At 38.4% G+C, this 14122-nt stretch carries 9 protein-coding genes and 1 riboswitch; of the genes, 1 reads left to right on the forward strand and 8 read right to left on the reverse strand.

What is annotated here, in order from left to right:
• Nucleotides 1-66: 66 nt before the first annotated feature.
• From ACSSV9_RS05055 to ACSSV9_RS05065, 3 genes are all read right to left on the reverse strand, one after another.
• Entirely contained in the window at nucleotides 67-300 is a 234-nt protein-coding gene (locus tag ACSSV9_RS05055) for a hypothetical protein (RefSeq protein ID WP_437346151.1), read from the reverse strand.
• A 576-nt stretch (nucleotides 301-876) separates the two neighbouring features.
• Nucleotides 877-1215, reverse strand: a complete 339-nt coding sequence (locus ACSSV9_RS05060) for a YkvA family protein (RefSeq protein ID WP_437346152.1) — start codon at nucleotides 1213-1215, stop codon at nucleotides 877-879.
• Nucleotides 1216-1227: 12 nt separating this feature from the next.
• Entirely contained in the window at nucleotides 1228-3261 is a 2034-nt protein-coding gene (locus ACSSV9_RS05065; protein WP_437346153.1) for an alpha/beta hydrolase family protein, read from the reverse strand.
• Nucleotides 3262-3447: 186 nt separating this feature from the next.
• Between ACSSV9_RS05065 and ACSSV9_RS05070 the strand changes: the two genes are divergently transcribed.
• The gene (locus tag ACSSV9_RS05070) at nucleotides 3448-3729 is read left to right on the forward strand and encodes a hypothetical protein (RefSeq protein WP_437346154.1); all 282 of its coding nucleotides are present in this window, start codon (nucleotides 3448-3450) and stop codon (nucleotides 3727-3729) included.
• Between the two features lie 347 nt (nucleotides 3730-4076).
• On the opposite strand, the gene ACSSV9_RS05075 is transcribed toward ACSSV9_RS05070, so the two are convergent.
• From ACSSV9_RS05075 to thrA, 5 genes are all read right to left on the reverse strand, one after another.
• Nucleotides 4077-6203 carry a S46 family peptidase gene (locus ACSSV9_RS05075; RefSeq protein WP_437346155.1) on the reverse strand — a complete coding sequence of 709 codons (2127 nt, stop codon included), beginning with the start codon at nucleotides 6201-6203 and terminating at the stop codon, nucleotides 4077-4079.
• A gap of 77 nt (nucleotides 6204-6280) precedes the next feature.
• The gene (locus tag ACSSV9_RS05080) at nucleotides 6281-8401 is read right to left on the reverse strand and encodes a S46 family peptidase (protein WP_437346156.1); all 2121 of its coding nucleotides are present in this window, start codon (nucleotides 8399-8401) and stop codon (nucleotides 6281-6283) included.
• 401 nt (nucleotides 8402-8802) lie between these two features.
• On the reverse strand, nucleotides 8803-9927 hold the full coding sequence (gene metX, locus ACSSV9_RS05085) for a homoserine O-acetyltransferase MetX (RefSeq protein WP_437346157.1): 1125 nt from the start codon (nucleotides 9925-9927) through the stop codon (nucleotides 8803-8805).
• A 63-nt stretch (nucleotides 9928-9990) separates the two neighbouring features.
• Nucleotides 9991-11298: an O-acetylhomoserine aminocarboxypropyltransferase/cysteine synthase family protein gene (locus tag ACSSV9_RS05090; RefSeq protein ID WP_437346158.1), complete on the reverse strand. Its 1308-nt coding sequence runs from the start codon at nucleotides 11296-11298 to the stop codon at nucleotides 9991-9993.
• 74 nt (nucleotides 11299-11372) lie between these two features.
• Nucleotides 11373-11489, reverse strand: a riboswitch (SAM riboswitch).
• Between the two features lie 68 nt (nucleotides 11490-11557).
• Entirely contained in the window at nucleotides 11558-14014 is a 2457-nt protein-coding gene (gene thrA, locus ACSSV9_RS05095) for a bifunctional aspartate kinase/homoserine dehydrogenase I (RefSeq protein ID WP_437346159.1), read from the reverse strand.
• Between the last annotated feature and the right edge of the window lie 108 nt (nucleotides 14015-14122).

A 14122-nucleotide genomic window follows, 5' to 3' on the forward strand; every position in this document is an offset into this window, starting at 1 on the left:
TCCTCTTTTTTGTTTATTCTCTTACAACGCTTTTCATTAAAAAGTTTTTAAATTCTGGATAATTTTTCAGAGGTTTCCATTAATTATGCTATCCTTCACTACACACGTTGTTATATAACTCTTGTCTTCAGGAGCATAATACTGCCAAACATTTCCAACCTGCAACGGATTGTAATTACGTTTTTGGCTATAATACTTTTCTTTGAATTCTGCCGGTACATCATTTAAATATTCAATATTGATCTGAGCAATGCAGATTTTACTTAGAAAAAGTAATAGCATAATACTTATCGTTTTCATAATAACTCCACTAAAAATTCCTGACGGACATGTAACTTCATTTTGCTCTCACTTTAAGTCAAGTGGAATATACATTTAAGTTACGGTATACGGTTTACCAGCCGCAATTAAACATTCATAAACCATCCTCCTTATTTGATTAATAACATGGATTTTATTATTAAACTAAAGTAAAAGGTTAATGAGCAAAAACAGACCTCACACCTGTAATAATTTATTCGTTCAAACTTATTAATTAATGGATGTCTTCTGATTTTCAAGCCCTCGAGAAAAGTCATTTTGGCCCTCTAATATTAAAATATTAAAATAACCTTTCCTTTGATATAAAAATATTAAATGGGGGGGGGTATGTCAAGAAAAAAATTTTCTACTTTAAATTTTTTTTACGATAACTGACGAGTCCCTCTTTAACGGCGCAATTCATCATTTTTTACTTAAAGATTCTTCCGTCGTCCAGATTAAATCAGGATTCCCCCGGAACTATGCTATGCCGGATTATATAACACGCCCGCTCAATAACGCCGAATCCCGCAGAATGCCGGTTATGATTTATAACATGCGCCTTTTTAATAACTTTTATTCATAATAACTCATCAACTCGTGTCCCAAAAATTTTAACACGGCTGTTATTACTCCTAAGTCGTCGAGATAGCCGATCAACGGTGCCAGGTCGGGAACCGTATCGATGGGCGAGATGAAATAGATCAACGCTCCCACCACGATCGACTTCCTGTGCCACGAAACGTTCGGATCGGTTATGTATTTGTACAGCGCTTTAATGTCTTTTGCAAAACTAATTTTCCTGCCGACGCGCTCCAGTTTTTCCCACAATTTTTCTTCAACAACTTTTTCGCCTTCCGTTACTTTTTCCGGCGTATCGAATTCCTTTGTTATATCGTCAATTTCATAACTCATTTTATTCCCTCCTTATTTTTTATATTCGTCGAGCCATTCAAAGATTGTTTTCCACCATAATAATGCATTTTGCGGTTTTGTGACAAAATGATATTCATCCGGGAAATAGAGAAATTTGCTCGGTACGCCTTTCCTTTGCAGAGTTGTAAATAGTTCGAACGCCTGTCCTTCCGGCACGCGGAAATCGTTTGCTCCGTGGATTACGAGCGTGGGAGTTTTAAAATTATCGGCATATCTGTGCGGCGACCAGAGTTCGTATAACGGTCTGTTCGTCCACGGCGTTCCTTTGAATTCCCATTCGGGGAACCACAGCTCTTCGGTCGTCCCGTACATGCTTTCCAGGTTGAAAACTCCGGCGTGACAAACAAGCGCGTTGAATCTGTCCGTATGCCCGAGAATCCAGTTAATCATATAACCGCCGTACGAAGCTCCCGCCGCGAATGTATTTTTATAGTCGATGAATTTATAATTATCGAGCGCATAATCATAAGCGTTCATCAAATCGATATAAACTTTGCCGCCCCAGTCGCCTGAAATTTCATCGACGAATTTTTGTCCGTATCCCGTGCTGCCTCTCGGATTCGGCGCTACAACCACATAACCTCCGGCGGCGAACATCTGTAGATTCCAGCGATAATGAAAATCGTCCGACCAATGCCCCTGCGGTCCGCCGTGTATTAAAAACAACATAGGATATTTTTTATTCGGGTCGAAGAAAGGCGGCTTTATTAAAATCGATTGTACTTTAGCGCCTTCGGCTCCCTCGCTCCGGAAAGTCTCCGGCTCGTTGAACTCGATGCCGGCGAGCAATTCGCCGTTGATATCGGTTATTTTTCTTATGCCGCCGCCGTTGGTTTTAAGCGCGAATATTTCGTAGGGCATTGTGGTTTTCTGGCGTTTGAAGAAAATTTCTTCTCCGTCTTTCGAAATTATCATCGAATTGTTAACGCCGTCTTTTACGAACATCAAAAGATTTCCGTTCGAAACGTTAACACGATAAATAGAATTGTAAATTTCGTTGGCGGCGTCGAAATAGATATATTTTCCGTCGGGCGACCAGACAATCTGCCCCGCTGAAAGATCGATCTTTTCGGTAATATTGGTCAACGAACCCGAGGCTCTGTTATAAATCATTATGTTTTGTTTGTCGGCTTCGAAACCGGCGCGTTTCATCGATCTGAAAGCGATAAATTTTCCGTCCGGCGAATAGACCGGTTGATTATCGTTTCCCTGACTGACGGATATTTTTTTATACGGCGCCGGAGTTCCTTTTTTCACGTCTTCGACATTGATTACAAAAACGTCGTTGTTCGTGCTGATTGCCGGCATTTTATCCGTATTCATTACAAATGCGACTTCTTTGCCGTCTGGCGAAAACGTATAATCCTGAACGCTTCCAAGATCGACGGGGGGCACGTCGGATTTGCTGCCCTGTATCAAGTCATAATATTCGTTTTTGTCGAGGTCATATAAAAAGAGATGACTCCTTTTTTCATCACGCCATCGATTCCACGAACGGAACATTAATTCGGTTATTATTCGTGCTTTTACTTTGCTTGCCTCCTTTTCCTTATCTCTTTGTTCGTTACAGTTCTGGTCAGGGCAATCAGGATTAACTTCCGAAACAAATAAAATTTTCCTGCCGTCTTTTGACCAGATCATACCGGAAGCACCAGTATAAATATCCGTCAGTTGCCTTTCGTTTGCTCCGTTTAAATCGCATATCCATATCTGTCCTTTATATTCGTAAGCAATGGAATTTCCGTCGGGCGAAAATTTCGGGTTGCTCTCGTTATCTGATGTGACCTTAAGAGGACGCAAGTTGGTGCCGTCAGAATTTATCAAGTATATATCAGTATTTCCTTTGTTTTGATCAATATCATAAGTAGTTACATCGAACGCAATAGTTGAGCCATCGGGCGAAAGGTCAAAACTGCCAATTCGTTTCATCGACCATAAATCTTCAACTGTCATAGCCCGTTTCTGCGCAGAAACGGATACAGCCACAATAGTCAAGATTAATATTACTTTTGTTACAATTTTCATGACCACCCCACTTTTGCTTTTTCACTTCATTAAATTATAAAAAGCCGCAAGGAAATGGAACAATAAATTTCTCAAACTATTCTTTTATTTCATCTTTATCCTGTGTATAAATTTTGGCATAGAAGCTTGAAACTATTTAAGATATATTTAATTCAGTAATTAAAAACATTTTTCGGAAATAGCTGATTGAAATTAATTGTATGTAACAATTCAGGCTGTCGTAGAATCTTTTCTACTGAATCGATTGAAGAAGCCAACACGCTCGGATTTATGTGTCCCGATTGCAACAGTAAAACCACCACTCACCATATAATCCAGTGCAGACATTGTTATTCGATCGTTAATCTTATCCCGGTTTACGATGGCGAAGTACCAACAATTTTTTACATAAACAGGTGCTGTTCCTGTGGCGGCACAAAAGAAGAACGAAATATTTATCCTTCAATTTCGAAGGACATCTTTATATAGGTACAGACCGTTTAGTTAATAATAGCCCTTAACATAAATAGGATTATTACCCTTCATTCCTGTCTCTAATTTCACCTCAAAATATCAGTCTAAATTGCAGATTAAATTCATGTATATCGATTTTAGATTCATGGAAAAAATCGACCGATAATTGATCCATATCAGGTACAATTTAACATCAGTAATAATTTCATATTTAAATTTGGTTTACTCATTTTGCTCGTTTACAAAATCAGGTGCAGATCAGACTTTATTTTTACATGCTTAGCTTATGTAAACATATTTATTTTGCTTTAAGTAAAACTTTCCTCTGGACCATCAGACATAAGCTTCTTAACTTTTAATTGTTACTTAGCTTTTCCCGTTTCCAGTTCATTAATCAGTCTTTTAGTTTTAAATACATATTTGAGAGATTCCATTAAACCGAGGGCATCAGTTGCCACAGCTCTGTTGTTTGTTTCGAGGAAAATGAAATCACCAGCAAGACTTTCGAGATTACCGTCGTGTACAAGACCTACTACTTCTTTGTTAATGTTGATAACCGAACTACCTGAGTTTCCACCTACGATATCATTTGTAGATGCAAATCCCACAGGGACAGCCAGGTTCAGACTGTCTGGAATTGTGCGCCACCTTTCGTGCAGGCCCCAGGGATAATCTTTTCTGCCGAACGAATTCCATCTGTCGTAAATGCCATAGAATGTGGTTTTAGGAGGAGCAATCGTTCCGTTGTATTCATATCCTTTTATTCTTCCGTCTGTAATTCTAATAGTTAGAGTTGCATCCGGCGGAATACGGTCGCCATAAATTTCGTATGCTACCCTGCCTAATTGACCAAGTAATATTTCCAGAGAATTGTCGATTTCATTTACTTTCTTTCTTAATGAGTTAAGTTTTTCACGTGTATCAATCAAGAATGAGATAAATGGATCGTTCGAGGAAAGAATTGCATCTGGTGTTAATGAAACAAGTTTCTCGAATGTAGATTTATTTTTGAAATAAGTTGACGACATAACGATTTCAAGAGCTTCGTCGCCTGATTTACCTTGATAAATTTTTTGTGTTAATTGATGGTCGTCTCCGAGAATGCCGACTACGTAATTGATATGCGCCCTCACTAACTTCTTCTGGAAAATCGTATCGATATTCTGGGGAAAAATATTTTCAATGGTTTGTTTCAATTTATCTTTTCTATATTCAGGCAATCTTTCTTTTTCCGGTAACCTCATTTGTTCTGTATAAAAAATAACTTTCTCTGCAATGTCAAAATAAACTGGCTTCAAGAAAGAATAAATGGTAAAAGCTGCAAGTTCATCGGCATATTTCGCTTGCTCGTTTGTAAGTTTTTCGATTGCTTCCCAGAGATGACCGAAATTTTTATTGAGTGCTGGATTATTCAAAACGGTATTTCTGAATTTCTTTTCGAAGTCTTCTTTCTTTTTCATAATTAAAGGATCTTTGAGAGCCATGAGTCTGCCAGCGTATGATTTACGAGCGTTACCCCAGCTCATAACCGCATTCAACAGATACGAGCGTTCTTCTTTTCTCGTTTCAAATAGTTCGTAATAAACTTTGTAAACTTCATTAAACATCAGCAGATAGTACGGATAAACTTTATCCCTCAGAAATCTGAGTCGCGACACAGGTAATAAACGCCTTGTACTGCCTGGTCTTCCTATTATAAAAACGGGTTCGTTTTCTTCGGCACCTTTTTTACTAAACCTAAAAAAGTTGTCCGTTTTGACAGGTTTGTTATTTTCATATGCTCTCAAAAACATAAAATCGAGTTCGTAACGCGGATATGTGAAATTATCCCAGTCCCAGCCAGTCGAAGCGATCTGGAAATCGGGAGACATTACAAGACGAATGTCTTTATATCTTTTGTAAGCATAGAGAGAATATTTCCCGCCGTGATAAAGTTCTACAACTTTACAGATAAGACCAGTTTTATCTGAGTATTGTTTTTCGAGTTCGGCAATTTTATTTTTTTTAAGTTCGATTTTGAGGCTGTCGTTTTTGCCTTCTTTCATTGCATCAATAATTTCCTCCGTAACATTATAAATCGCAATCAACTGGTCTACGAACAATCCTTCCATTTTCAATTCGTCCTGGAGATTTTCGGCGTAATATCCATCGCGTAAATAATCCTTCCCTTCGGGTGAAAGCCCCGTCAAATATTCCCGCGCACAGTGATGATTTGTCATTATAAGTCCTTCAGATGATACAAAGGCACCCGAGCAGCCGTTGCCAAATTGTAGCGCTGACTTCATTACATCTTCTATCCATTCTTTGGTGGGTTTAAATCCGTATTCCGATTCAAAATAATCTAACGGTATAGCGTCGAATGTCCACATCTTGCCCATTTCCTCAAGCGAGGATTCAATTTTATTCAAATCAACGGGTTCATATATTGACTGCGGTTTTAGTGTAGTTGCTAAAACAAAAAATAAAATAATACTAATTTTTGTTTTCATGACATACCTTGAAAGAGTTTTAAAATAAAACTGCCCGAAGTTTTTACCCCGGGCAGTGGACGGATAAATATATTTAATTAGTCTATTATTTTACCGGCTTTCAATTCATCTGCAATTCTTTTGGCTTTATAAACTTTTTCAATTGAATGAACAATGGCTCTTACGTCAACTGCAACACATCTGTTATTGTGCGGCATATAAATGAAGTTTCCTACAATACTATCCATATTACCATCGAAAGCTAGACCGACAACTTCTTTGTTTTTGTTGATAATGGCGCTGCCTGAATTTCCGCCTACAATATCATTTGTGGAAATGAAATTAAATGGAGTCGATAAATTGAAGTCATCGGGTAGATGCGTCCAAATTTCATGCAAGTTCCACGGATATTCTTTGTTGAAAGAATACCATCTGTCGTACAATCCATAGAATGTTGTAAAGACGGGTGCCTTTGTGCCATTGTAATCGAAACTTGCAAGTTTGCCGTCGCTAATTCTGAGTGTAAAGTTTGCATCCGGCGGAATCGAAGTGCTATAAATTTTGAAGATAACCTGCCCGAGCATGTCATCGTATATTTCGGTTGTGTGCGAAATTTCCTCTGCTTTTTCTCTCAATTCTTTCAATTGTTCCTGACTTTCCTTAATAAACGCGATGAGCGGATCACTCGAATTAAGTATTGCATCGGCGCCTTCTTCAGCAAGTTTTAAAACTTTATCCCTTTCATCAATAATCGAATTCTTCAATAAATATTCTGCGGCATCTTTGCCTTTGTTGTTTCCGAAAAGACTGCGGACATAATTATCCTCATCCCCCAAATGCATTCTCATAAAATCAGCCCATACTGAAAGTTTTGTATCCTCGATCAATTTATCCAATTCTTCAGGATATATACTTTGTATAGTCGAATCGAGCTTGTCACTTTTATAATCAGGCAGTCTTTCTTCTTCTGGTTTCTGAAGTTCTTTGGCGAAATCAATCAGCTTTTGTGCTATTGAAAAATACTGTGGAGTAAAACGACGGTTAATTGTGAAAGCCATAATTTTGGGTCCATACTGACGCATTTCTGTTTGTGTTTTTTCGATGTTCTCCCAGATAGTTCCATATTTTTCTTTCAGTTCGGGATTATTCCATACAGCTTCTTGAAGCTTTCTCTGGAAATCCTTTTTGCGCGCCATTAAATACGGGTCACATAGCCCTTTATAGATTGTAGTGATAACTTTCTGAGAGTTGCCAATGTTAACTCGTATGTCTTCAAATTCGTCAGCTCTTTCTGGAGCAATTGTTTTCAATTTTTCGAGTTCGTTGTAGTATGTATCATAAATGAACGCATAACCTTTATAGACAACATCGCGAATGTATTCGAGTTGAGCCACAGTTTTGAGTCGCTGTGTCGAGCCAGGATTACCAACCGTAAAAATCGGTTCGTTCGGTTCTATACCGTTAAGTGTGAATTTGAAAAAATGCTCTGGTTGAACTGGTTTGCCGTTTTCGTATGCCCGATAGAGTGTAAAATCGAGATTATAACGAGGATATGTAAAATTGTCGAAGTCGCCTCCGAAATATGCAATTTGCATTTCGGGAGCAAATACAAGACGGACATCGTCATAACGTTTATAACCATAAAGGGAATATTTTGCGCCGTTAAATAACGATACTACCTGAGCTCTCAAACCAGTTTCTTTTTCGAGGTTTTCTGTCAATTCTTTGATTTTATCCTCTTTGCTCTTTGCTTTTTCGTCGGGAGTAGTACCTGTTTCTGCTGCTGTTTGAACTTCTTCCGTTACATCTTTAATAAATACCAACTGGTCCGCATAATAATTTGGAATTTTAATTTCGTCTTCGAGCTTCTCGGCAAAAAAGCCGTCGGCTATTAAATCATTTTCTTTTGTAGATAATTCTTCGAGCACACTGCGCGCACAATGATGATTTGTCATTATTAAACCGTCAGCCGATACAAATGATGCCGTACAACCCGGCAATCTCAACGCAGAAAGTCTAACGTCTTCAAACCATTCTTCATCTGTTTCGAGTCCGTATGCTTCTTTGAAATATTCAACAGGAGGATAGTCGAACGACCACATCTTTCCTGTGTCGAATTTCTGAGATTTTACGGTATCCGGGTCAATCTGCGCCTGCAGATTAAATATAAATGCTAAGAAGAAAATAAGTATAAACATACTATAAAAATGTTTTTTCATCATAACACCCAATTTTATGTTTAACGTTATCAAAAAATAAAACACTTTAGAGTTATAACCAAAGATGAAATTACGAAGTTATAATCCTCTTTACCTTTCTCGCATATTCAACCTGGAGTTGAGGATAAAGACTCGTTATCCTCTGGTATTTCTTCAGAAGCTTATGAAAATAGAGATGATTGTTTCACTTCGTAATCGTGATTATAGAAACTTTAGTATTTTTTTTGATAATCAGGGCTGGTTTGTAAGACAGGAAATCACAAATGATAAATTCGTGTAAATGAAAGAATACAACAGATTGTTAACATAAATACGCTCTCGGAGGTTTGACATTACCTGAATAATTAATTCTAATAATTGATATAGAATTAAACAAAATGTGAAAGCAAGTTAAATCTACATCAAAGATTTTTCGACAAAAAGTTTTCAATAATTTTTTCAAGTTGACCAAATTCAATAAGAAAGGAATCGTGACCATGTATTGAATCGATTTCTGCATATTCAGAATGTGGAATTAACTCAGCAATTTTCTTTTGCTCTTCTGGCGGATAAAGAACGTCCGTGTTGATTCCCACACAAAGTACTGGAATATCGACAGATGAAAGCGCTTTTTTAATTCCGCCTCTATCTTCACCGACGTCGTGAGCATCCATTGCCCAGGTAATGTACAAATATGTATTTGCATCGAAACGCCTGACGAGCTTATCGCCCTGGTGATCGAGGTAGCTCAGTATTTGAAATTTTTCATCTGTGGACTCAACTTTTTCGCGTCCGAATTTATTTTCAAACGAAACCATTGAACGGTAACTTATCATTGCAATCTTACGCGCGTTTGAAAGTCCAGCATAAGGTTGTTCATCATAATTACCATTATTCCACGAGGGATCAATTGTAATTGAATTGCGCGCAACTTCGTTAAATGCAATTGCCCATGCAGAATGCCCTGCTGAAGTGGCTATCGGAATTATGCTTTTTACAAAACCAGGATACATTAGTGGCAATTCCAGAGTTTGCATACCGCCGAGTGAACCGCCTGTAGCTACTTTTATTTTTTTTATTCCAAGATGATCGGCAAGTTTTTTTTGAACCTTTACCATATCCCTTACTGTCACTCTCGGAAAATTCAGTCCATATTTTTTCTTTGTTTCAGGATTAATATCCGCTGGTCCAGTTGTGCCGTAACAGCTGCCCAGAAAATTACTGCATACAACAAAATAACGATTTGTATCGAACAACTTGCCAGGTCCAATTAATGGGTCCCACCAGCCGGCTTTACCGAGAAACATTTTATTATATTTATAAAGGAATTGATGAGACTTAGAATTTTCGACTTCCTCTTCAGTAATAATTCCTGCTGCGTGAGAATTTCCCGTCAGTGCATGATAAATCCAGATTACATTATCGCCCGACTTATTGAGCTTGCCATAAGTTTGATAAGCGATGTTGATATTCTTTAGCTGTTTGCCGGACTGAAGAATAAGCTGCTCGTTTTCGTAAAGTTTTATGTATTTAGTAAATGCAATCATATAGACAGATTCCGTTTTAAATTCGAGGCTGCCGTCGCTTGGACGGCAACCTTCCAGTCTAATTTATCTTACGGCTTTTGATAGCGCCTGATCGAAGTCTTCTATGATGTCGTCAATGTGTTCGAGTCCAACTGATACGCGAATCATGTCGTTAGTTACGCCTGCGGTTTTTTGTTCTTCTTCTGAAAGCTGCTGATGAGTAGTAGACGCCGGATGGATGACCAGTGTTTTTGCGTCGCCCACATTTGCAAGCAGACTCGAAAGTTCAACGCTATCAATGAATTTTTTTCCTGCCTCTAATCCACCCTTAATTCCAAAGACGACCATTGAACCAAACAAATTATGGTTGAGATATTTTTTTGCATTTTCGTGATATGGACTATCTTCGAATCCAGGATACCAGACCCACGATACTCTTGAATCGTTCCTGAGCCAATGTGCAAGTTTAAATGCGTTCTGAGAATGACGTTCGATTCTGAGCGACAGAGTTTCCAGACCCTGCAGCAACAAAAATGAATTGAACGGACTGAGGCATGGACCGAAATCTCTCAATCCTTCCACACGTGCTCTAATAATAAATGCAATATTTCCGAATGGTGAGTCTTTTCCAAATACTTCCCAGAATTTTAATCCGTGATAACCGGGACTCGGTTCTGTAAAGACGGAGAATTTTCCGTTGCCCCAATTAAATTTACCTGAGTCGACAATTACACCGCCAATCGAAGTGCCGTGTCCACCGATCCACTTTGTAGCCGAAGCAACGACTATATCTGCACCGTGATTAATTGGGGTGGAAAGATATCCAGCGGCTCCGAATGTATTGTCAACTATCAATGGAATATTATATGAATGAGCCAGGTCAGCAAGTGCTTTGATATCGGGTACATTTAACCGGGGATTACCGATGGTTTCAATATAGAGCGCTTTCGTTTTATCGTCGATTGCCTTTTCGAATTCAGCCGGTTCGTCGGAATTCACGAATTTAAAATTTATGCCGAGACGGGGTAACGTAACTTTGAACAGATTGTAAGTACCACCGTATAAAAAGCTTGTCGTAACAATATTGTCGCCTGCTTGCGCTATATTCGTAATCGCAAGTGTTTCCGCAGCCTGGCCGGAAGAGGTTGCAAGCGCTGCCACTCCCCCTTCGAGGGCGGCTATCCTTTGTTCGAATACATCCGTAGTGGGATTCATAATTCGAGTATAAATATTGCCAAACTCTTTCAACGCAAAGAGATTAGCTGCATGTTCAGCACTATTGAACAGGTAGGAAGTGGTTTGATATATAGGAACTGCACGCGCATTTGTAGCTTTATCGGGCGACTGACCGGCATGCAGCTGTAAAGTTTCATAACGATATTTCTTGCTCATATTTTCTCCTGCTGATTTTAGATAAAAAAAAACCTCTTCGGGAAGATTCCGGAAGAGGTTCGATTAAAAACTCTTTCTTATCTTCCCCGCAACTTTAAAGTTGGGGCAGGAATTAGCACCTTTCCCTCGTAAAGACGGGATGGTTGCCAAGGCGTCATCGGGCCTGTTCCCTCGACCTTTCTTGATAAGACAATAAATGTTAAGAACAATTAATTGGGTGCAAAGATATATTATTATTCAATAGCAGTCAAGAAAAAAATTATTTAATACTGTATCTTGAAATTTTCAAAACATCCGAAAGAATTCCCGCTGCCGCTGCCTCTGGTCCTCCGCCATGACCTTTAATTATTAACGGACGCTCGTAATGAAACCTCGTTCTGAAAGCTACAATCTTTTCTTTTGAACTCAATCCATAAAAAGGATGATTCTTATCGATTAGCTCAAGTCCTACCCTGGCTTTGCTTGTGTCGTACCTGGCAAGATAGATTATTTCCTTACCCGACTTTAATGCTTCTTCCCTCAATTTTTCAAAATGAGCATTGTACTTTTTAATGTTATCGAATGTCAAAGAAAATTTTTCTCTCGACGAAATATTTAAGAGCGGTTCAACTTCTATATCCTTCAGTTCATACTCTTTACCCATTTCTCTTATTAATATCAATAACTTTCGTGCAACGTCTTCACCTGAAAAGTCTACTTGAGGATTCGGTTCTGTAAATCCGTGTTTGATAGCATTCATAATTATTTCGCTCATCTTTTTCCCTGAATTCATAAATTCTTTCAAAATGAAATTCATAGTACTTGAAAACAATCCTTCAATAGAAAGAATCTCATCCCCACTCTCTATTAAATTTCTTATTACTTCGATAGTAGGCAAACCGACGCCTACAGTTGTCGAATATCTGAATTCTGAATTGAATTTGTGTGCGGTGTTAATCAAATTTTTATATTCCTCATAAGGAGCTGAGTTCGCCGTTTTATTAGGTGTTACAATCGAAATTGAAGACGATAATATTTCTTTATAGAATGGAACAAATTGATTGCCAGAAGTTGTGTCTACAAAAATTGAATTAGAAAGATTGAGTTCTTTCATCCTGTCGATAAATTTTCTGATGCTCGATTTTTGTCCCGATTTTTTTAATATCGTTTTCCAGTTCGATAGATCAATTCCTTCCTCCTCAAAAAGCATTTTTTTACTGTCGGCTATTCCAGCAAAAAGTAAATTGACCGACATATTCTTCTTAATATTCTCATGTTGCTCTGCAACCAGATCAATAAATTTTGAACCTACCTTTCCCGGTCCAACAAGAAAGAGGTTAATATTCTTCTGCTCCGAAAGGAACAGAGAATCGTGAAGAACATTTAGCGCTTTATTTAGTTGTTCTTTCCGTATAACCATCGTGAGATTTAACTGCGAAGAACCCTGCGCAATCGCAATCGTATTGATTCCATTTTTACCGAGTGCAAAGAGAACTTTACCCGAAACACCGGGGGTATTCAGCAGGTCTTCTCCGACTACTGCAATCATCGAAAGATTTTCAATAACTTCCACCTTCTTCAATTGCTTTTCATAAATCTCGAGTCTAAGTTCGTTTTCGATTGCTTTTTTTGCCTGTTTACTGACTGACGGCATAACTGCAATACAAATTGTGTGGCCGGATGAGCCTTGAGTGATCATCAAGACATTAATCCTGGATGCGGCCAGAGCTCCGAAGATACGCGAAGATATCCCCTCGATTCCGATCATGCCACTGCCTTCGACCTGTAAGAGATGAATATCGTCAATTGAAGAAATTCCTTTCATATTGAATTGAATATGCGGTTCACGCGGCAATATCAGTGTGCCCCTGAAAGCTGGATTGAATGTATTCTTAATGCGTATTTTAATTTGTTTTTGTAATGCAGGCAACATCGTCGGCGAATAGATAACTTTTGCCCCGAAGTGCGACATTTCCATAGCTTCTTCGTACGTAACTGCTCTCAGAGGAAATGCATTCCGAACTCTTCGTGGATCCGCTGTCATTATTCCATTTACATCTGTCCAGATTTCTATTTCATCCGCATCAACCGCTGCTCCTATAATCGAAGCCGTATAATCCGAACCGCCTCTTCCGAGTGTGGTTGTAATTCCTTCTAAGGTAGAAGCAATGAATCCCGTTACAATCGGCACTCCTTTTAACTTCCTGAAGTATTCATTAATCAGACCGTTTGTTATTTCAAAATTTACTTTTGCATTGCCGAACTGCTCGTCGGTTTTGATTAATTCTCTGGCATCTACATATCGTGCATCAATTTTTCTTGCTTTTAAAGTTTCTGTAATGATAAAACAGGAAAGTCTTTCTCCGTAACTCATAATTTCGTCGAGAGTTTTGGGAGTCAATTCGCCAATGGTATAAAGGCTTTTGAAAATTTCGTTGAGCTCAATAAATCTTTGTTTAAGATAATCGTTCGTTATCGTTCTTTTGTCGGCCGGAATTAATCTGCTTACAGTAGTAAGATGTTTGCCTTTAATATTAATGAAGATTTGTCTGTACGACTCGTCCTTTTTGCTTGCCTTTATTGCCGTATCGATAAGTGCGTCCGTAATGCCTGACATTGCCGAGCATACCACAATTATTTTTTCTTTTCCCTTAATATAAGATTCGATTATATCAGCGACGCTTTTAATATTTCTGTGATTGCCTACGGATGTACCTCCGAACTTCAGAACTTTCATTTTCATTACCTTTTTTGATTAACTTCTGCAACTATAATACAGGTAAGTTTTATTTACAAGTTCATAACAGAAATTTTTGCGATGTGGAACTTTTATTTATTTAATAGC

Origin of the sequence: Melioribacter sulfuriphilus (genome assembly GCF_051488685.1) — a bacterium.
In the GTDB taxonomy this organism is placed as follows: Bacteria; Bacteroidota; Ignavibacteria; order Ignavibacteriales; family Melioribacteraceae; genus Melioribacter.